The sequence below is a fragment of the Pseudoalteromonas sp. Of11M-6 genome, assembly GCF_022347905.1.
Lineage (GTDB): Bacteria > Pseudomonadota > Gammaproteobacteria > Enterobacterales > Alteromonadaceae > Pseudoalteromonas.
The window spans coordinates 108105-128501 of sequence record NZ_JAKRFW010000004.1; the positions used below are offsets into that span (position 1 = coordinate 108105).

Below are 20397 nucleotides of genomic sequence, written 5' to 3' on the forward strand. Positions count from 1 at the left end.
AGCCCAAGTTTGCTAGAGATAGACGCCGTCACTTGTACCAAACAAGATAGATGCTTGTTTGACTCATTAAGTTTCACTCTCCATGCGGGGCAGATCATGCAAATTGAAGGCCCAAATGGTGCCGGAAAAACCTCTTTGTTGAGGATCATTGCTGGGTTCGCCAGAGCGGATGAAGGGCAGATCCGCTACAACAGCACTGATATCCGCGATGATTATGATTCATTCGCTGCCGATTTATTATTTATTGGTCATAAGACAGGTGTCAATCAACAACTTAGTGCCTACGAAAATGTTCAACATTGGCTTATGGTTCACGGCGCTCAGGCAGATGAAGAAGAAGTCTATACACTGCTTGCTAAGCTCGGCTTAATCGGACTTGAAGATGTACCTGTGCGAACGTTATCTGCGGGTCAACAGCGCCGTGTTGCATTAGTACGTTTGTGGCTTAATCAAGCCAAGCTTTGGGTGCTAGATGAACCATTTACTGCGCTGGATAAAAAAGGGGTCGCCATGTTGCAAACCCAGTTCCAGTCTCATCTCGACAAGGGGGGCGCCATTTTATTGACGACCCACCAAGATCTCACCGCACATTTTGCACAGTTACAAACCTTGGCGTTGGAGTACCGTTTGTAATGCAGACTCAACATTCTTATTGGTTAGCTTTTAAATCGGTTTATGCCAAAGATGTGACCTTGGCCTTTAGACAACGCGCTGAGATAGTCAATCCTTTGTTGTTTTTCCTTATCGTGATCACCTTATTTCCGTTAGCAATTGGGCCTGAACCTGCGCTGCTTACCAGAATGGCTCCGGGTATTATTTGGGTAGCGGCACTTTTATCGACTATGTTAGGTCTAGATAAATTATTTAGGGACGATTACAACGACGGCTCATTAGAGCAATTGATTGCTTCACCTTATCCTTTATCGCTATCAGTATTAGCAAAAGTAGCAGCACATTGGACAGTTAGTGGTTTGCCAATGGTGGTGCTTGCGCCCTTGTTCGCGCTGTTAATGAATCTCGAGTCGCAGTCTCTCAATGCGACTGTATTGACCTTACTGATAGGTACACCGTTATTAAGTTTTATTGGGGCTATTGGCGCAGGACTCACCGTTGCATTGCAAAAGGGTGGCATTTTAATGAGTTTACTCGTCCTTCCGCTTTATATCCCCGTATTGATTTTTGCAACGTCCGCCATAGATACCAGTAGCATGTCTTTAGCGTATGGTGGTCAGCTTGCAATCCTTGGTGCGATGCTTGCCGTCGCAATTGTTGCCGCACCAATTGCCATATCGTCAGCTTTAAGAGTGAGTGTAAGTTAAAATGTGGAAGTGGTTACATCCTTATGCCAAAGCGGAGCGTGCTTACCAACTGTGTAACACCTTGCTTCCTTACTTTGCCGTGATTGCGGTAGTGGGCTTAATTGTTGGATGGGTTTGGGGGTTAGCCTATGCGCCAGCCGACTACCAACAAAAAGACAGCTATCGTATTATCTTTATTCATGTGCCGTCGGCTATCTGGTCGATGGGTGCATACTCTTCTATGGCTATTGCGGCTATTGTTGCCTTGGTATGGCAAATTCGTAATGCTGAACTGGCGGTTATTGCCATTGCTCCTATTGGTGCGGCAATGACTGCGATTGCGTTAATCACTGGTGCTGCTTGGGGTAAACCTATGTGGGGCGCTTGGTGGGTCTGGGATGCAAGATTGACGTCAGAGCTTATCCTATTGTTTTTGTACTTCGGTGTTTTGTCTCTATATCATGCCTTTGAAGATAAAAAATCAGGTGGTCGAGCTGCCTGTATTCTTGCCATTGTCGGGGTCGTTAATCTGCCTATTATTCATTTCTCGGTAGAATGGTGGAATACGCTGCATCAGGGATCAACTATCACCAAATTTGATACTTCAGCGATTGATCCTTCCATGTTGTGGCCTTTGTTGATCAACATAGTGGCGTTTGCTGGTGTGCTTGGCGTGGTTACGCTAATTCGTTTGAAAAATGAAATTTTACGAAGCGAACAACACCGTCCTTGGGTCCGCGAATTAGTGAATAGGGGTTAATCATGCAGTTTGAATCCTTCAGTGAATTTTTAGCCATGGGTGGCTATGGCTTTTATGTTTGGCTCTCATTCGGCTCATGTGCATTAATACTGGCTGGTATGTTAGTCGGCTCTATCTTGGATGGTAAGAAGCTAAAGCAAGCAGTTAAAGCGCAAATGGCAAGAGAAGCACGGATTAAAAAAGCAAAAGAGGAGTCGCAAGCATGAATCCTAGACGCAAAAAGAGATTATTCACCGTTGCTGCCGTAATCTTTGGTATTGGCGCAGCGGTTGGGCTTACGCTTTATGCACTACAAGAAAATATTAATTTGTTTTACACGCCGAGCGAGCTTGTTGAAGGTAAAGGTGAGTTAAAAGAAATCCCGCAAATTGGCCAGAAGCTGCGTATTGGCGGTATGGTTGTGCCAGGTTCAGTGGTGCGTGATGAAACGTCTTTAGATGTGTCATTTAAACTTATCGACACCGGTCCTATGGTTACTATTCGTTACAAAGGCATCCTTCCTGACCTATTCCGTGAAGGCCAAGGTATTGTAGCGCAAGGGACGTTAGTTGAGTCTAATGTAGTTGAAGCGTTTGAAGTACTTGCCAAGCATGATGAAGAGTATATGCCATCAGAAGTGGCTGAAGCCGTGAAAGGCATTAAACACGAAAAGCCAAAATATAATTTAAACAGCGAGAACTAAAATGGTCCCAGAAATAGGTTACTTCGCCTTAGTTCTGGCGATGGCATTGAGCTTATTACTGTGTATTTTCCCATTGTGGGGTGCTTATACGGGTAATTTGAGGCTGATGAAAGCCGCTCCTTCACTGGCCGTTGGTCAGTGTATTCTAGTTGTTTTCTCATTTATGGTACTGATCTACATCACGTTAATGGATGACTTTACGGTTGCGTATGTGGCGCATCATTCGAGCAGTACTTTACCTTGGTATTATAAAATCACCTCAACATGGGGTGGACACGAAGGCGCAATTTTACTGTGGTTGGTAATGCAATCCATGTGGACCATGCTGGTTGCTGTGATGTCAAAGTCGCTACCGTGGGTATTGCGAGCGCGTGTGTTAGGTGTCCTTGGCTTTTTAGGGGTGGGTTTTATGCTCTATACCCTGTGGATGTCGAGCCCGTTTGAGCGTTTGCTTCCTTACTTCCCTGTTGAAGGGCGTGATTTGAATCCATTATTGCAAGACCCAGGTATGATCATTCACCCGCCGCTCCTTTATATGGGTTATGTTGGCTTATCTGTGTCTTTCTCTTTTGCAATTGCTGCGCTTTTAACCGGTAAACTTGATAATACTTGGGCTAAATGGTCTCGTCCTTGGACAATGGCCGCATGGGGCTTTCTTACTCTAGGCATTACAATTGGTAGTTGGTGGGCGTACTCAGAGCTTGGCTGGGGCGGTTGGTGGTTCTGGGATCCGGTGGAAAACGCTTCACTGATGCCTTGGCTTGTTGCAACCGCTTTATTGCATTCACTCGCAGTAACGGAAAAACGTGGTGTGTTTAAGTCTTGGACAGTACTACTTGCTATCACCGCGTTTAGTTTATGTTTACTGGGTACCTTTATCGTTCGCTCAGGCATTATCGTATCGGTGCATGCGTTTGCAACCGATCCTGACCGTGGTTTATATATCCTGTCATTCTTAGCTGTGGTTGTGGGTGGCAGCTTAGCGCTTTACGCACTGCGCGTAGCTCAAGTATATAGCGAAGGGCGTTATCAATTCATTTCGCGTGAAGTGGCGCTGTGGATCAACAATATCTTCTTAGTGGTTGCGACCTTGATTGTATTATTGGGCACGCTATTGCCTATGATCCACAAAGAGTTGGGCTTAGGCTCTATTTCTATTGGCGTACCTTTCTTTAACCAAATGTTTGCGATATTAATCGTGCCGTTCGCGATTTTGCTGGGTTTAGCCCCTATGCTGCGCTGGAAACAAAATAAAATGCCGCCACTAGTGAAAAAATGGGCTGTATTGATTGCGGTGAGTTTAGTGCTCACCGCGACGTGGTTGTACTCGAGCTACGAAGTGGTGGCACCACTAACGTTTGTTGCGACAGCGCTGGCTGTGTGGATAAGTGTGGCTACTGCTGCTGACTTATTTAATAAAGTGACTGTTCACCCAAGTGTTGCGATCGGCTTTAAAAAGCTAGGATTGAGCTATTGGGCAATGGTACTCGGGCACATTGGTATTGCCTTTGTTATCGCGTCGGTGACGTTAACTTCAGCATACTCAGTTGAGCGCTCCGTGAGCATGAAACCCGGTGAAACGGCGATGCTAAACGAGTACGAATATCGCTTTGATGGCGTAAAAGAAATTCGAGGCCCGAACTACGGTGGTCATGCTGGCGTAGTGACGGTATTCAAAAATGGTAAAAAAGTCACCGAGCTGCATGCAGAAAAACGCCGTTATGATGTAGGGATGCAGTTTATGACCGAAGCCGCTATTGATGATGGTTTCTTCCGTGATTTATATTTAGCACTCGGCGAGCCGCTTTCTGCAGGCGCGTGGTCGCTTAGGATCTATCACAAACCATACGTACGCTGGATGTGGCTAGGTGGGCTACTTATCTCTTTTGCCGGCTTCATTGTGCTTGCGGATAAACGCTACCGCAACCGCGTTAAAAAATCATCCCAAGTGGAGGCTTAACATGAACCGCAAGTTATTAGGTTTAGTGCCTTTTTTGATATTTATTTTCCTTTGTGTGTTTTTGTACCAAGGACTATTTGGTAATCCAAGAGAACTTCAGACAGGCCGTTTAGGACACACTATGCCTGAGTTTTCTTTACCCGATCTAATGGATAGTGATAAAACTTGGACCGCCGACTCGCTTAAGGGTGAAGTCTACTTGATGAACGTATGGGGCACTTGGTGCCCAACGTGTATCGCTGAGCTAGGTTATTTAACTGAGCTTAGAGAGCGTGGCGTGAAAATAATAGGCCTGTATTACGAGCAGGCTTATGACCCTGATTTTGGCGACCAGTTTGATATCAATGCACTAAGACAAGATGTCAATAACATGCTGAGTCGTGCTGGTAACCCATACCAATTTAACATTCTTGATTTGGAGCGTACACTAGCACTGGATCTAGGAGTTTCAGGCGCGCCAGAGACTTTTTTGGTAGATAAGCAAGGTAAGATTTTGTTGCATCATACTGGCGACATCAATGAACGCGTGTGGCGCACTAAGTTTGCGGCAATCTATCAGGAGTTAACGCAATGAAATATGTAATTGTTTTGCTTTTAATGATGATTACTGCAGCGGCGCAAGCAACGGAAGATAAGTATAACTTTGCCACGGCGGAACGTGAGCAAACTTTCCGAGAGCTGACTCATGAGCTACGTTGCCCTAAATGCCAGAACCAAAACATTGCAGATTCAGATGCCGTCGTTGCCAAAGACCTGCGTGACAAAGTCATCGCATTGGTTAATGAAGGTCAGTCTAAGCAAGAGGTCATTGATTATATGATCGACCGCTATGGCTATTTCGTTCATTATCAACCACCTGTTACGCCTGCAACAATCGTACTTTGGGTACTGCCAGTGGCAATCATTATTTTAGGTTTCGGCTTTATTATATTTCGTCAAAAACGCGCTGCGAAAAAACAAGATTGGAATGCCGCAGACGAACAAAAGCTAGCTGAGCTCATTAATCAATATCAACGTCAGGAGCGTGAGCAGTGAGCGAATTCTCGACAGATTTAACTCAAATGTGGTTTTTGTTTCTTCTGCTAGGCATATTTGCCGGTCTGTTTGTGGTTTTTCCGTTTATTAAAAAGGAAAAGCGCGTCACGGTTGATCACGATGCGAACGCCGAGCGTATCGATATTTTTCATCAGCGTTTGGAAGAGTTAAAAGAAGAGCTTGCTAATCAGCGTATCGAAAAAGACAGTTATAATGAATCTGTGGTTGAACTCAAGCGTCGCTTATTGAACGAGTTATCGCCTGAACAATCATTGACGAGTCGTGGTGACAACCGTGTATTAGCGCTGACAGGTATTGCTTTTATGGTGCTGGTGACAGGTGTCTTTTATTACTATACGGGTAGCCACAGGCAAATAGCTAGCTGGCATGAAGCCGTTGAAAAGTTACCTGAGTATGGTGAGCGTGCAGTAATGCAATCTGGAGAGCCGCTAAATGCCAACGAGCTACAAGCATTTGCGCTGGGACTAAGAACTAAACTAGCAACCGCTGGCGACGATGCAGTTGCATGGATGTTACTTGGTCGTGTTGCAATGTCACTTAGTGACTTTGAGATGGCGATGCAGGCATTTGATAAAGCACTCGTGATGCAACCTAATAACAATAATGTTTTGGTGAATTATAGCCAAGCATTATTGATAGAGGGCTCAGAGCCAAGTATGAATCGCGCGGCCAGAATGTTGTCAAAAGTGCTCAAGAATGATCCAACGAATATTGATGCGATTAGCTTGCTGGCGTTAATTGCCTATGAACGTCAAGATTGGAAAGAGTCAAAAGCCGCTTTTGAAGTCTTGTTGTCACAATTAACCAAAGATGATCCGCGTTATGAGATGATCGCAGGGCGGATTGCTGAAATCGAGCAAAAGTTGGGTCAACAAACAGATGAACCAGTAGCTGTAAAAGCTGGTATTGTCGCTACTGTAACCATTTCAGCTGAGTTACAGAACAAGATTCCAAAGGACAGCACGTTGTTCGTTTTTGCAAAAGCGGCTGAAGGCCCAGCCATGCCATTGGCGGTCGCCAAAATTACAAACTTTAACTTGCCAATGACGGTAAACCTAGATGATAGTATGGCAATGATGCCTGAATTAACCTTGTCGAAATTTTCTCAAGTTACGGTCACCGCACGTATTTCTAATGATGGTTCAGTAATGCCTTCAGATGGAGAACTAGAGGGTGCTTCAAGCGTAATTGAACTTCAACAAGGCGAAAATCAGCTCACTGTCGAGATTAGTCGTGTCTTAACAAATACAGGGAAATAAATGCTTAAAGCTGTGCTCACAGGTTTACTTGTGCTGACCGTTGTCGGTTGTGCGCAAGTACCCGAAGAGAAAAAGGATCCACGAGATCCATTTCAATCACTTAACCGTCCACTTTATGACTTCAATATGGATGTGTTGGACGCCTATATCTTACGGCCTGTTGCTAAAGGATATGTTGCGGTGACTCCCGCTCCTGTGCGCAGTAGTGTGGTTAATTTCACCACCAACATCGCCGCGCCGACCGATGCAGTAAACGCAGCGCTACAGGGCAAGCCTGATCATATGGCAATCAATGTTGCTCGCTTTTTAGTTAATTCTACGGTCGGTATTTTTGGCTTGTTTGATGTTGCGAAAACACTTGGCCTTGAGCTTAAAGACGAAGATTTTGGCCAAACCCTTGGGGTGTGGGGCGTTGGTGATGGTGCGTATATTATGATCCCAGCTATGGGACCGACGACCGCGAGAAACTTAACGGGTGATGTAGTCGATAACTTTGTCTTGCCAGAAATTGCACTCACCACGCCACAAACAGTATTAGTGTTTGCGCTGCGTGCGGTCGAGGCAAGAGCGGCTTTGATGTCACAAGAAAAGTTGCTAAATGAGTCGCTTGATCCATACACTTTCTTAAAGGATGTATACTATCAACGTCAATTGTACGAGCTATTTGATGGCAACCCGCCAATGGAAGAAGAGCCGGATGATTTTGACGAGAACTTTTTAGAGAACCTGTAAAAATAAAGGTCGGCAATCGCCGACCTTTTCGTTATCTTTGCGAAAACTTAAAAGCGCCAGTTGAGATTTGCCCAAAGCGTCCTTCCCGGCTCATTGACTCGATCAATTTGGTCAAAGCCACTTACTGCGGCGCCTGAACGACTTAAATGCTCGGCATAGGTTTTATCGAGCACATTATCTACTCCTGCACTGAGTTGTAATGCATCGCTATATTGATAATTGGTGTTGAGTGCAAGTGTACCAAATCCAGTCGTTGCAGCGATATCCTGACCTGCAATATTCCCTTGTCCAATCGCCACTCTATGCTGGTGTTGTACTAATCTTACCAATCCGCCTAGTTGCCACTTATCGCTTAATTGGTAATTGCTTGCAATACGCAGTTGCAAAGGTGGTTGCTGAGCTAATGCGAGATTGTCAGTAAGGTTATTACCCTTTACATAGTTGATACTTCCGGTGAGTTGTAGCGCTTTGCTCGCTTGCCACATTACTTCACCCTCAAAACCGAAGGTTTCCGCGTCAATATTTCTGGTCACTTTTGACGTCATATTCATCTTTTCAAACATATTGTCGACTAATAAATAGTCGTCAATTTGGTTATAGAACACCGAGAAATTGACGTTAATGGCCTTGAACTGTTTTACCAATCCAGCATCTAATTGCAAGGTCTTTTCAGTATCGACATTAAAGGCAGAAATAGACGTTTCACTTCCTCGACTACCACCGACAACTTCCCAGTAATCGGGAAAACGCTCTGTAACGCCGAAACCGACAAAATAGCTGCTGTTTTCAGATTGTGCTTGATAACGGCTAAATCCACTGATTAACGTATCGTCTCGCGTTTGTAGGGCAGCTGGATTTGGTTTCATTGCCATCATTGCGTTTATCATGGTGCGATGATCTTCACTTTGCCAATCATCAATGCGTAATCCGCTAACCCATTGGCTGGAGCGACCCAATTGATATTCGAACTCGGCAAATACACCGAGCTGTCTAAATTCAGCATCTATTTGGCGCGGCATCGTTTCTACCGGATTGTTGAATTGATCTCGGCTGACTCGATTGCGGTGCTCATTTGCTTGATAATCGACACCGTAGACAAAAGTATGTTGGGCATTGACTTCTGAAGTCAACGTAAGCTTTGCGCCATAAGTTTTACGGTCAGGATTGGAGGAGGTTGGGGTTTTCATCATCATGTTAGCAACAAAAGGACGTAAGCTATGATTGTCCATGATGTGGTCGACGTAGTTATAGTATGCGTTGAATGTTAACTCTTCAATCAGAGATGAAAGGGAAGATAATTTGATATTCAGGCCAATATTTTCTCGGTCGAAGAGGCTACCATCCATCATGCGGTCGGCATAGGCAACTTCACCATCGCTCACCCCGTAAGTGATAGAGTAAAAGGCGTCATCGCTTGGGGTATAGGCAAACTCTGTGTCTATATTCCAGCGCTCGTAAGCCGAGTGAACTTTGGTACCATTGCCATCTTCATAATCATCAGCATCGCTGTAATTTGCAGCGATCCGAGCGTATCCGCGTTCATTACCAGCCTTGATATCACTGTTAACACTGTGGCGGCCTTGGCTCGACAGCACCGCATTGGTAAAGCCAATCACTTCTGACTTAGCTAGGCGTTCATTTTCACGCTCAAACACCACAGTGGCAGCACTGTTGCCTGGCCCATACAACACAGTTTGTGGGCCTTTGATGACTTTTAAGGTGTCGTAGGATTGTGGCGTAATATATGCCGTTGGCGGATCCATGCGGCTACCGCAACCACCCAGCGTTTGACCATTATTGGCGATAATCGCAATTCTAGAGCCTGCCATACCGCGAAACACAGGGTCAGCGCTTGCGCCGCCTTTTTTAATTAGTGAGAACCCGGCGATTGAAGAGAGTAAATCCGCGCCATCTTGTGCTGGTAGTGGTTGGCGTACTGCTTTGGTATCCGTTGTTAGCGTAATTGGTGTTTGCATCGGTGCAATAACAACGATTTTTTCAATTTCATCGGCATGAGTTATGGGGGATAAGGAAACAATAGCAAGAGAGAGTAGGGTGCGTTTCATAAGTTCACTTTGAAGTTGTTTTGGTGAACTTATTTTATCGCTATCAGGTGCTTAGCGGGATGCGACAGATTGTCGCATCCTTTGATAGGTTACTCTATCGCTTTTATTTGAGTGTCACTCCAAACTTGCGACTTTTGATATAGCTCTGCGATATTTTGGCTGGTTACGCCAAGAGATTTTGATATGGTTTCAACACTATCCCAATCACCTTTTTCCAGAGATTCTGCAAGGTCTAGATAGATACCAAAAGCACTCGGTTTCTTCAGTAAAGTTGATTTAATTTCTTGAGATAAGGGTAACTTCGTCAATAAACTGGCCATATCGTCATCAAGAATGGCGTCCATCAGTGACATCATACCAACCAAAAATGTACTCCCAGTATCGGAGACTTTGTTGGCCTTAGTTGCTATTGCTTCCATAAAGTGTGCACGCAATAATGAGAGTGAAAGCAGTTCTTTGGGCTTTTCTGTATTAAGCTGTGAAGCAAACAATAATGAGATCAGACGCTTAAGCTCATCACTACCGAGTACAACCAAGGCTTGTTTAATCGTCGATATCTCTGCTCGGCGTTTAAATACGGCACTATTTGCATAACGAAGAAGTTTGTAGCTTAGGTTTACATCACGCTCGAAGACCTGAGTGATCCTAGCAAGGTCGGGCTCAACGCTTGAAGTCTCATAAAGCAATTCAGCCATGGCTAATTCCGAGGGGGCTAGTGCTTTGGTTTTGACCATCTCGGGTTTGGCAAAAAAGAAGCCTTGAAAATATTTGAATCCAAGCGACTTGGCGAGTTCAAACTGCTCGTAGGTTTCTACTTTTTCTGCCACTAAATCAATGTTAGGAAAATCCTGTATCGCGCCTTTAATGGCATGAATTTGGTCAAGGTTAGTCGCCAAAAAGTCGACTTTTATTTGGTCGATATAAGGAAAAAAATGGCGCCACACATTTTGGTGATGGTAATCGTCAAGCGCTAGTGTATAACCTTGCTCTTTTAGCTCTTTGACACAGGCTAAGAGCCGTTTTCCCGGTTGTACTGTTTCTAATATTTCTACAACAACTTGCTCGGGGGCGAGCATTTGTACATAACCTTTAGCAAGTGTTTCTAGGGTGAAGTTAATGTAGGCTGGCTGTTGATTGGTTAAATCATCTAGGCCAAAGGTAAACTGGCTGCCCTCAACTAACCGGCTTGTCGCTTCATCGCCGTCAATTTCGGGAAATACGTTACTTAATCCATCACGAAATAAAAGTTCGTAGCCAATCAATTCCCTTTGGACATCAAAAATTGGCTGACGAGCCGCGTAAAAGTACATAGATACTACCGTCCAAACAAAATGCTATTGGCTTTAATATAAGGTAAAAGCGCAGTCAGGTCACGCTGGGAAATTGAGTTTACAGAATATGGGTAAATACAGAGCATAGGGTGAATGATAATTAACCAGTTGAATTAGGTACAAATAAAATACTATTTTGGTCAATAGTCTCAGGTGGTTGGGTGTATGGTTTGTGCGTGTTATAGTGAGGTCTTTATGTTTTTGGCTTTTATTCAAAGTGAGTTAGAAATCGAATAATTAAGTGATAGAAAAAGCTCACATTTGGAGAAGAGCCCAACTAACAATTTAGGAGGCTAATTTGGAGATTGGTACGATAATCTCTCTCGCACTGTATTTTATTGCGATGCTGGGAATTGGGTTATATGCATATAAAAAGTCGACCAGTGATGTGTCTGGCTACATGTTGGGTGGCCGTAGTCTGCCACCAAGTGTAGCAGCTCTTTCAGCAGGTGCATCCGACATGAGTGGTTGGATCTTGATGGGTCTACCTGGCGCAATGTTCCTCTATGGTTTTAGCAGTACATGGATTGCAATTGGCCTTATGATTGGTGCTTGGCTCAACTATTTATTGGTCGCTCCGCGCCTGCGTGTTTACACAGAGTATGCAAATGATGCGATCACCATTCCTGACTATTTTGCCAATCGTTTCGAAGATAAAGGAAATGCGTTAAGAATAGTCTCTGCGTTAGTGATCATTGTTTTCTTCACGCTATATACCTCTTCTGGCGTGGTTGCCGGTGGCAAGCTGTTCGAAAGTTCATTTGGCATGAGTTATGAGAGCGGCTTATATATCACAACTAGTGTTGTTGTGCTTTATACTTTATTCGGTGGCTTTTTAGCGGTAAGTCTGACTGACTTTGTCCAAGGCTGTATCATGTTTATCGCTTTGATTTTAGTGCCTTTAGTTACCTTCTCATTACTCGATAATCCACTTTCTCAAACACTGAACGAGTTAAATCCGTCGATGTTAACTTGGGTGGGATCAGCTGGCGCAATAGGCATTATTTCTGCAATGTCTTGGGGTCTTGGATATTTTGGTCAACCCCATATTATCGTGCGCTTTATGTCTGTTCGAAGTGTTAAAGATATGCCAACAGCGCGCCGTATAGGTATGAGCTGGATGATAGTCGCAGCTCTCGGTGCCGTGGGCACTGGTTTGTTTGGTGCTGCTTATGCACATGAGCATGGGATTGTTGTAGACGATGCTGAGACCATTTTCTTGATTTTATCCCAGTTATTGTTTCACCCATTGATTGCGGGATTCTTACTTGCAGCTATTCTTGCCGCAATTATGAGTACCATTTCTTCGCAGTTGTTAGTGAGTTCGAGCTCGTTAACGGAAGACTTTTATAAGATATTCTTGAACAAAAATGCTTCGGATAAAGAACTTGTGCTTGTTGGTCGTATCAGTGTACTAGTTGTAGCGCTTGCTGCCATTTATCTTGCGTACGACAGAGATAGCTCGATTCTAGATCTTGTGAGTAATGCTTGGGCAGGTTTTGGTGCGGCATTTGGCCCGCTAGTATTGATAAGCTTATTCTGGTCTCGTATGAACTTTGCTGGAGCACTCGCCGGCATGGTATCTGGTGCGGTGACTGTGTTGGTATGGATCTACGGTCCGTTTACTTATAATGGCGAGCCGCTTAGTGCGACATTATATGAAATTGTCCCAGGATTTATTGTTGCGACAGTCGCTATCTTTGCTGTTAGCCTACTGACCAAGGAACCAAGTAAAGAGATCACTACCTTATTTAATAAAGTAGAAAACGCCCTTGATTAAAGTCGGTTGAAGCGGATAAAAAAACGGAGCATTCAGCTCCGTTTTTTATTTCTCAAATATACGTATATACGGCTTAACGAGTCACTTTAAGCGTGTTCTTTCAAGTGGTTAATCACGACTTCATGGTGGTCTTTGGTTTTAAACTTATTGAACACGTGCTTGATGGTACCATCTTGACCGACTAAGAAAGATAGGCGATGAATACCGTCATACTCTTTACCCATAAATTTCTTTAAGCCCCACACACCAAACTCATCGGCTACCGCGTGATCTTCATCCGAAAGTAAGTCAAAGTTAAGCTCTTTTTTGTTTTCAAAGTTCTTTAACTTTTTCACAGCATCTGGACTAATGCCAACGGCTACGGTGTTTAATTCAGCCAGTTCAGCTTTGTGGTCACGCAGATTTTCAGCTTGAACGGTACAGCCCGGGGTCAATGCTTTAGGATAAAAATAGACTAAAACTTGATGTGACTTTAATAAAGTAGCAAGCTCAACGGTCTCGTCGTTTTGGTTTTGCAGTGAGAATAATGGTGCTTTATCACCGATTTTCAAAGTATTCATAGTAAATCCTTAGCGAATGCGTCTGAATATATAGTCTACGTTTAAGGAGTGTGAAAGATCTTCGAACTGAACTTTAAAGTTATCGATATCCACATCTACAGGAATATTAAACTCGAGCTCGCAGCGCATATGTAGCTCGTCTTCTTGCTCAAAGGTATCTGACTTCAGTGAACAAATATTCACCCCTTGCGCTGCGAAATAGCGTGTTACTTTACTTAACGTACCAGGAGTATCTAACCCTTCATATTCCAAAGTATAACCTGCACTGTATTCGCCTTGTTGATGGCTTGCGGTGCGTTTCATCATCGTTAAAAGGCCAAGCTCCATCCCTTTGGCAGGTAAAGTGTGCTCGACACGACTGATAGACGCCATGTCACCGGCAAGTAGCATGATAAAGGTAAACTCATTGCCCAATATTGCAATTCGACTGTCAATAATATTACAGTTGCAGTCACTCACAAGCTGTGTCAATTCGCCAACAATACCAGATCTGTCTTCTCCAATGGCGGTTAAGACAAGTTGATGGTTTGCATGCATGGTCATTTTGGAACCTCTGATTTCACGTAATGCGCTCAAGGTTAATAATTAACGCGAAATACTACCATATCTGAGTTTTAGCGCTAGCGCGTTGTAATAAAAAATAGAATTGTGCTTGCTGGACATGGTTGCTTGTTTTTCTAATGTATGACAAGTAACATAGGGCAAAATTTTGGCTATGAAATACGTGTTCCCAGTATATTTGATGGGACATTCGATGTCATAGCACTAACAATTCAGAGATTGTCAATTTTTGGCAACTTTGTGTGAACCAATTCGGCAATCCTAAATCATAACTTTGATTCGAATAATAATAGGGTTTGCTAAGGAGTAAATGAGTGCAGTATTGGATCCCAAAATCACTGGTTCTTGGAATTGCCGTGAGTCTAAGCGGCTGTAGTATTTTCACAAATGATGCACATCATGAAAGAAATTATCGTGCAAATGCTCCGGTGAAAGCCCCTGAAGGCTTGTCTCAACCTTACCGAGATCCTGAGTTTGCCATGCCAGTTGGTCAATATGAGAACACGGCCGAGCCGGTAAGTTATCGTGCACCGCAGCAAGTATTGACGGTTGCGCAAGGTAGTTGGGTCGAGCAGGGTGAAGACGCCGCAAGGATTTATTTTGATAAAAATGATGGGATAGAAGATTTACCAGCATTTATTTGGCGCGCCGTGGACGGCGTCGTCGCAATGCATAACGCTGGGTTTGAAAGTGATAACAAGGCACAAGGGACAGTGACGACAACTTGGTATTCACTGATCCAACCAAAAGACGGCTGGTTTTGGGAAGAAAGTGTAGAGCCGTCTAAGCAAAAATTTAAATTTACCCTGGAACAGAAAGAGCACCAGCGTACCGCATCAATTCGTGCAGAGTTGGTTGATTATCAAGGCGATGACGAGTTAACTGCGCTTCAAAAGAACCACTTAGAGGTACGAGCGCTTAATGAAGTTGTGACCGAATTTGACTATCAATATCGTTTACTACAAGTTGAAATGCGTAAGCGCCAAGGTGTACTGGCACTTGAACTTGGATTTGACAAGAATGGTGATTCGGCGCTACTGACTGAAAAAGGTCAAGAAGCGGTACTTGATCGCTTCTCTAACTTCCTAGAAAGAAGTAACTTTACGGTTGTTCGTGTCGATAGGGAAAAGCAGGAAGTTTTGGTTCGTTACGAAGCGCCTGAAAGCAGTGTTTGGGATTCTATTTGGGGTGAAGAAGCGGTTGTATTACCGATTGATAATGGTGATTACACGATAAAGATCGCTCAAGCGCAGGACACGCGTACTTCCATTACCTGGAAGGATAGCGAGGGGAATGTACTTGATGCAAACACCATGAATAACCTGCATCAAGCCTTGATCACTTTGCTAAGGCAAAAAGGTCTAACGATTTAATAAATATAATAATTTAAAAACGAAAAGAGCTTCGGCTCTTTTCTTTGTTTTTGTGGAAGTAAAAAATGACAGAGAGCACTATGACACCACGCTCCACTTTACAAACGTGGTTTGCGTTTATCGTACCGTCATTGATTGGTATTTTTTTGTTTATGACGCCAGTAGCGGTCGGGGAGGCAATGACTATCCCGATTGCAGTGATGGCAAAATGGTTGCAAGCGCAACTAGCCCCTTTTATGAAAGACATGATCGTTGCAATAGTATGTATTACTGGGATCATGAGTCTGGTGGTTAAACTCCTAAGACCCCAAGCACTATTAAAAATAACCATAATAAGACACCTATTCGATGTAAGCTGGATTTGGTTAATAACCCGACTAGTTGGTATGGTGTTTATTGTGCTTACCTTCAATGGTGTTGGTCCAGAAGCGATCCATTCGGAAAATACAGGGGCGTTAGTGCTCAATGATCTTTTGCCCGTGCTATTTTGTGTATTCATTTTAGCCGGACTATTGCTGCCACTCCTGCTTAACTTTGGCTTGCTTGAGATGGTTGGTACGCTTCTGACCAAAGTGATGCGCCCTTTATTCGGGGTGCCAGGACGTAGTGCAGTAAACTGTGTTGCATCTTGGCTTGGTGATGGCAGTGTCGGTATTTTGATGACCGCTCGCCAATATGAAGATAAGCATTACACACAACGAGAAGCAGCAATCATTGGTACTACATTCTCTGCGGTTTCAATCACTTTTTGCTTAGTCGTTATTGGCCAAGTCAAACTTGAACACCTGTTTGCTCCATTTTATCTTACCGTATGCGCAGCCGGCTTTGTTGCCGCGATTATTGTGCCGCGTTTACCACCGCTCAGATTTAAAAAAGATATTTATGTTGATGGTAGTGATCATAATGAAGATTCTGAAGCTGTGCCTAAAGGGAAGGGGTTGTTTAGCCACTCCCTAGATATAGCGCTTACCAAGGCTAAAACGGCTCCAGGGGTGAAAGGAACACTAGAAGAAGGCCTGCACAACGCATTAGATATGGTGTTTGCTGTGTTACCTGTAGTGATGGCTGTAGGTACTTTTGCGTTGATTATTGCTGAGCATACGCCAGTATTTCAATATTTAGGCACACCTTTCGTTCCTTACCTCGAGCTACTCAATGTGGCAGAGGCAGAAAAGGCCGCGCAGACAATAGTTGTCGGCTTTGCGGATATGTTTATTCCGTCAATTCTTGCCGCAGGTTCCATTGAAAGCGATACCACCCGATTTATCGTTGCTGCCATGAGCGTAACTCAGCTTATTTATATGTCAGAAGTTGGCGCATTGCTGCTTGGCAGCAAAATCCCGGTGAACTTATGGGAGCTATTCCTAATCTTTATCTTGAGAACACTTGTTACTTTGCCTGTCATTGTCTTCATGGCCAAGTGGTTAGTTGGCTAGAACAGGACACTCGGTAACAGAGTATACTGATAACCCACAATATTTACCCGCCTAAATATTGTGGGTCAGTTGACTAACCTCATACAGATATTCATTATTCTATTTCTCCCCATAACCGATTGGTACTAAAAATAAGCTATTAAATTCCCTCCTCGAGCAATCATCGCTAAAGCTATAGCCTAAGACACGGGGCCTAAATTGGTATAACTTAAGTTTCAGCCAATGCTTGTATTTTTAATAGGCAATTTTATAAAGAATAGTAAGTATACGAGTTTAGGTTAGTTATAAAATAATGGATTTCAAAATACGGAGGTCACTTTTGATCTAGCCATATCTGAGGTTTTAGGGGGTAGCAGAAAATATAGTCATCAGTGTATTAGGCTTTTGAAGCGTAAAAAAGCCCCATTCTAAATGAGGCTTGAGAAAAATTAGTGTTTGACAGGAAAATTATCTAGATGTGTATAAAGTACCTAACACTTCAATTCTAGCTTCAACTACCTTTCCTGATTGCTTCAGTTCAGCAAGTTTACCTAGTAAATCTTGGTTGCTGTTTACACTAACAACAGCAATTCGGCCACCGTCATACGTATTTTCAACAGCAACGCCGTACTCACTTGCTAATTCGCGTGCAGACGCATTGTCTTTCATAAGCAGGTTGATGTTACCAGATACTGGAGCAATCTCACCATTGAATATATTTTTAACTAAAGAGCCTTTAGTAAATAACTGGCTGATAGACGTCGACTTGACTAGCGCTTTTTCACCTTTTTGGCTAATTACAGCACTAGGATCTGCAATGGCTAACGGAACTAATGCATAGTCAGACATAATCTTATAAGCACCAAAATCAGGCTTTTCAAAATTTGCCACTTTGTTTGCTTTCTCCAGTTTAGGAGTCAAGTTGTCTCGAGCCTCTGCTTGAGTTAAGAATAGTGAAGTTGTAATTAATGCCGCGATTTTTAACTTGTTCATAGTATACACTCCAATTACTCAGCAGATTGATGGCCAAAGATACGTACAGCTGCACCCATCAGTTTTGATGGCGTTGAATTGTTTACGTATCCATCGTAGACAATATCACCTGTGCTAGTCGTCGCAAACGACTTGTCTGACACGTCAAACAAGCGAATTGTCCACTCTCCTTTAGCTGACTCACCATAGAAGCTGTTTGATAAAAATACGCCATTTTTTAGGATATAGCCAACCTGGAAGCCAGCACCGCTAAAATCATATGCAGGGCGTATCAGTGCTTGTCTAGATGATAATAAAACGCTTCTCGTACCGCTCGGAGAGATAACTTCAATTGCCAAGTCAGAACCAGCTGTAGACTGTATAACCGCTTCATCATTTTGAATTCCCATACCAAACTCATCGTTAAATACATCCAGTTTGAATTGGATAGCTTCAACGTTGATGTCCTCTGAGACAGTCACTTTGTAAGTGGCACCAACTTCACTGTTATCAGGGATTGCCATCTCTAGAGAATCTTGACCCATTACGGAGCCTTGGCCAATCCAATCTGTAATAACTTCTTCACCAAGTTTAGTTGAGTAAGACTTGGCCATTTTAACTGCTGCACCGGCATCTACACGGCCAAAACCATAAAGGTTATTATGGCTATAGCCAGCTGCGTTTTCTACCCAGCCATCATGCGCGATAAATTCACCAGCGCCTACTGGCACCGTTACTGGCGCATTTTCGGCGTCATTTTTGGTGCTTGTTGACACAATGATATGACGTACATCTCTCCAAGTCAGCTCACTGTTCGCTGATAGGATCAGAGAGATCACGCCTGAAGCGTTTGGTGCTGCAGAAGAGGTTCCATTCATGGTTGAACGGTAATTACAGTTAGGGTTTTCTGGATGTCCAGGGTAATCGAATGGGTATTGGCTTGCAGCGAACTCCTCTCCATAAGCTCCTGTCCAACTGGCGATTGCGCGACCAGTATAACCAGAACTACCACTTAAACATGTCATTGGATCAGTCGTAACCATTGCAGGAGCCCAACGGCCATATTCCCCAGCAGGAGCTGCTGCTAACAGGTTTGCCCCAGCGCTTGAGTAACTAGTATGTTTACCATTTGAGTTAACGGCACCAATAGAGAAATAGTAAGGGTGCCCTTGGCTACTTTCACTGTTGCTATTGTAGCAGGTTAATCCTAAGTCATTTGCACCATTGTCATCACAAAATGAGCCTTCTAAGTCTTCACTTACAAAACTATTACCACTTGATTTTACGTTAGTAGCACCTTTGCCTGAACGAAGCTTCCTGTTTGGATAAGATTCAATTGCTTCATCAAGTTCCGAATAACTAAATTGAACAGGGTAGGTAAGGCCATAGCTGCGGTTGAATACAGAAATAGACTCACTTTCTGTTATCCCAGAGCCAGGAAAGCCATGAACTAAAAGATCTTGCTTCGGTGTCTTGTCACCGCTAGCTAGTAAATTCATTCCGATAAGACCAGTATCAGGCGAAACACCACGGCCGCCTAGGCCGTTCCAGCCTTTAGATGCAATCAGACCTGCAACACTAGTCCCGTGGTCACCATTAGTCGCTGTGCTCGTAGGATCAGTTTTATCAAGCGCATTGTCAAGTAGGTTAAGAGAGCGATTTGGCAAAACGTTAGGAGCCAAATCTTCATGTCTAATTTCTAGGCCTGAGTCAACGACAACGGCTGTCACACCTTCGCCCGTTACACCCTGGGCAAATGCTGCTGGTACATTCATATCTTCACCAGCGACTAAGATGTTTGATTCTGCATCCGCAAATTCACTATTCCAGTACTCAATCGCTTGTTCTTCAGTCATAATGCCACGACCGACGTAAAGGTCGACCAAGCCTTTTTTCATCGCATCACTCAGTGCGTAAGCCTTTTGACCCGTATTATTTAGGTGCCATTGCTGGTAAGCAAGAGGGTCAGTTAGTGATGCTGGGATCTCAATACTACCGTTGGCTGACTTTCCTTTTGCAGTAACAGTGTACTTAATAGTTGCCGCTTCGCCAGATATTGGCAAGTAATCAAAAGCGGTTAGACTTTTTAGCGTTAAAATACCATGAGGAAAAGTGTAAACATTATCTACAGGCGAAATCTCTGTCTCACCGTCAAATATTGTAATTGATAGATTGTCACTATCTGCGTCGGAGGCTTGAATTGAGCCCGAAATGGTCTGCCAATGTTTTACATTTTCTAGCTGGGTAACACCAGCCTGAGGTGCATGATCTAGCTCTTGAGCTGAACTATTATTGTTGTTATCGCTTCCACCACAAGCTGATAGTGCTACTACTATCGCTGCGGATAAAGCGGTGTATTTGAATTTATTGTTATTCATATTATTTACCTTTGTACACTTTGCAGTAACGAATGTACTCAAGTAAATTAATGTTAGCAATTATATAATTTTAAGTTTTGTAAACAAAGTGTAATCAGAGGTGTTTTTTTATCATTTAATTCAATTGGTTATCTTCTTTGAAAACAAATGTAAACAGTAACGAGAGATGAAAAAATTAACCAGAAAGGACTCCTTTCCTTTGCCTAGTAGCGTT

General features: G+C 43.5%; 19 protein-coding genes. 13 read left to right on the forward strand and 6 right to left on the reverse strand.

Annotation, left to right across the window (positions count from 1 at the left end; genetic code table 11):
- The first annotated feature begins 9 nt into the window (after positions 1 to 9).
- From ccmA to MHN32_RS03740, 10 genes are read left to right on the forward strand one after another with little or no spacing between them, the layout of a single operon-like run.
- Complete coding sequence (gene ccmA / locus MHN32_RS03695; protein ID WP_081489968.1) at positions 10 to 633, forward strand: cytochrome c biogenesis heme-transporting ATPase CcmA; 624 nt, start codon at positions 10 to 12, stop codon at positions 631 to 633.
- A complete protein-coding gene (gene ccmB, locus MHN32_RS03700; RefSeq protein WP_010606377.1) occupies positions 633 to 1319 on the forward strand; it encodes a heme exporter protein CcmB in 687 nt (228 codons plus the stop codon). Before ccmA ends, ccmB begins: the two co-directional genes overlap by 1 nt.
- Position 1320: 1 nt before the next feature.
- Positions 1321 to 2058 carry a heme ABC transporter permease gene (locus MHN32_RS03705; protein ID WP_010369087.1) on the forward strand — a complete coding sequence of 246 codons (738 nt, stop codon included), beginning with the start codon at positions 1321 to 1323 and terminating at the stop codon, positions 2056 to 2058.
- A gap of 2 nt (positions 2059 to 2060) precedes the next feature.
- Positions 2061 to 2264 (forward strand): heme exporter protein CcmD, encoded by a 204-nt coding sequence (gene ccmD / locus MHN32_RS03710; RefSeq protein ID WP_010606378.1) that lies wholly within the window; start codon positions 2061 to 2063, stop codon positions 2262 to 2264.
- Positions 2261 to 2740 carry a cytochrome c maturation protein CcmE gene (gene ccmE, locus MHN32_RS03715; protein ID WP_010606379.1) on the forward strand — a complete coding sequence of 160 codons (480 nt, stop codon included), beginning with the start codon at positions 2261 to 2263 and terminating at the stop codon, positions 2738 to 2740. Before ccmD ends, ccmE begins: the two co-directional genes overlap by 4 nt.
- 1 nt (position 2741) lies before the next feature.
- The gene (locus tag MHN32_RS03720) at positions 2742 to 4700 is read left to right on the forward strand and encodes a heme lyase CcmF/NrfE family subunit (RefSeq protein ID WP_010606380.1); all 1959 of its coding nucleotides are present in this window, start codon (positions 2742 to 2744) and stop codon (positions 4698 to 4700) included.
- A 1-nt stretch (position 4701) separates the two neighbouring features.
- The gene (locus tag MHN32_RS03725; RefSeq protein WP_010606381.1) at positions 4702 to 5274 is read left to right on the forward strand and encodes a redoxin family protein; all 573 of its coding nucleotides are present in this window, start codon (positions 4702 to 4704) and stop codon (positions 5272 to 5274) included.
- A complete protein-coding gene (locus MHN32_RS03730) occupies positions 5271 to 5735 on the forward strand; it encodes a cytochrome c-type biogenesis protein (protein ID WP_102056497.1) in 465 nt (154 codons plus the stop codon). Before MHN32_RS03725 ends, MHN32_RS03730 begins: the two co-directional genes overlap by 4 nt.
- Positions 5732 to 7015: a c-type cytochrome biogenesis protein CcmI gene (gene ccmI, locus MHN32_RS03735; protein ID WP_102056498.1), complete on the forward strand. Its 1284-nt coding sequence runs from the start codon at positions 5732 to 5734 to the stop codon at positions 7013 to 7015. Before MHN32_RS03730 ends, ccmI begins: the two co-directional genes overlap by 4 nt.
- Positions 7016 to 7747, forward strand: coding sequence for a VacJ family lipoprotein (locus MHN32_RS03740; RefSeq protein WP_239420915.1), 732 nt, complete (start codon positions 7016 to 7018; stop codon positions 7745 to 7747).
- Positions 7748 to 7794: 47 nt separating this feature from the next.
- Here MHN32_RS03740 and MHN32_RS03745 read toward each other — a convergent pair whose 3' ends face one another.
- A complete protein-coding gene (locus MHN32_RS03745) occupies positions 7795 to 9813 on the reverse strand; it encodes a TonB-dependent copper receptor (RefSeq protein ID WP_239420919.1) in 2019 nt (672 codons plus the stop codon).
- Between the two features lie 89 nt (positions 9814 to 9902).
- Positions 9903 to 11123 carry an HDOD domain-containing protein gene (locus tag MHN32_RS03750; protein WP_010606386.1) on the reverse strand — a complete coding sequence of 407 codons (1221 nt, stop codon included), beginning with the start codon at positions 11121 to 11123 and terminating at the stop codon, positions 9903 to 9905.
- Between the two features lie 319 nt (positions 11124 to 11442).
- On the opposite strand from MHN32_RS03750, the gene putP reads away from it, so the two are divergent.
- Positions 11443 to 12924, forward strand: coding sequence for a sodium/proline symporter PutP (gene putP / locus MHN32_RS03755; RefSeq protein WP_239420921.1), 1482 nt, complete (start codon positions 11443 to 11445; stop codon positions 12922 to 12924).
- 86 nt (positions 12925 to 13010) lie between these two features.
- Here the strand turns inward: putP and bcp are convergent, their stop codons facing one another.
- Both bcp and MHN32_RS03765 read right to left on the reverse strand, forming a co-directional pair.
- Positions 13011 to 13484 (reverse strand): thioredoxin-dependent thiol peroxidase, encoded by a 474-nt coding sequence (gene bcp, locus MHN32_RS03760; RefSeq protein WP_174168565.1) that lies wholly within the window; start codon positions 13482 to 13484, stop codon positions 13011 to 13013.
- Positions 13485 to 13493: 9 nt separating this feature from the next.
- The gene (locus tag MHN32_RS03765) at positions 13494 to 14027 is read right to left on the reverse strand and encodes an ACT domain-containing protein (protein WP_010606389.1); all 534 of its coding nucleotides are present in this window, start codon (positions 14025 to 14027) and stop codon (positions 13494 to 13496) included.
- 332 nt (positions 14028 to 14359) lie between these two features.
- Here MHN32_RS03765 and bamC point away from each other — a divergent pair, with 332 nt between their 5' ends.
- Positions 14360 to 15418: an outer membrane protein assembly factor BamC gene (gene bamC / locus MHN32_RS03770; RefSeq protein ID WP_010606390.1), complete on the forward strand. Its 1059-nt coding sequence runs from the start codon at positions 14360 to 14362 to the stop codon at positions 15416 to 15418.
- Positions 15419 to 15483: 65 nt separating this feature from the next.
- Complete coding sequence (locus tag MHN32_RS03775) at positions 15484 to 16854, forward strand: YjiH family protein (RefSeq protein ID WP_010606391.1); 1371 nt, start codon at positions 15484 to 15486, stop codon at positions 16852 to 16854.
- Between the two features lie 447 nt (positions 16855 to 17301).
- Here the strand turns inward: MHN32_RS03775 and MHN32_RS03780 are convergent, their stop codons facing one another.
- Both MHN32_RS03780 and MHN32_RS03785 read right to left on the reverse strand, forming a co-directional pair.
- Positions 17302 to 17826 carry a hypothetical protein gene (locus tag MHN32_RS03780; protein WP_010606392.1) on the reverse strand — a complete coding sequence of 175 codons (525 nt, stop codon included), beginning with the start codon at positions 17824 to 17826 and terminating at the stop codon, positions 17302 to 17304.
- A 14-nt stretch (positions 17827 to 17840) separates the two neighbouring features.
- Positions 17841 to 20183: a S8 family serine peptidase gene (locus MHN32_RS03785; RefSeq protein ID WP_239420923.1), complete on the reverse strand. Its 2343-nt coding sequence runs from the start codon at positions 20181 to 20183 to the stop codon at positions 17841 to 17843.
- Positions 20184 to 20397: the final 214 nt, after the last annotated feature.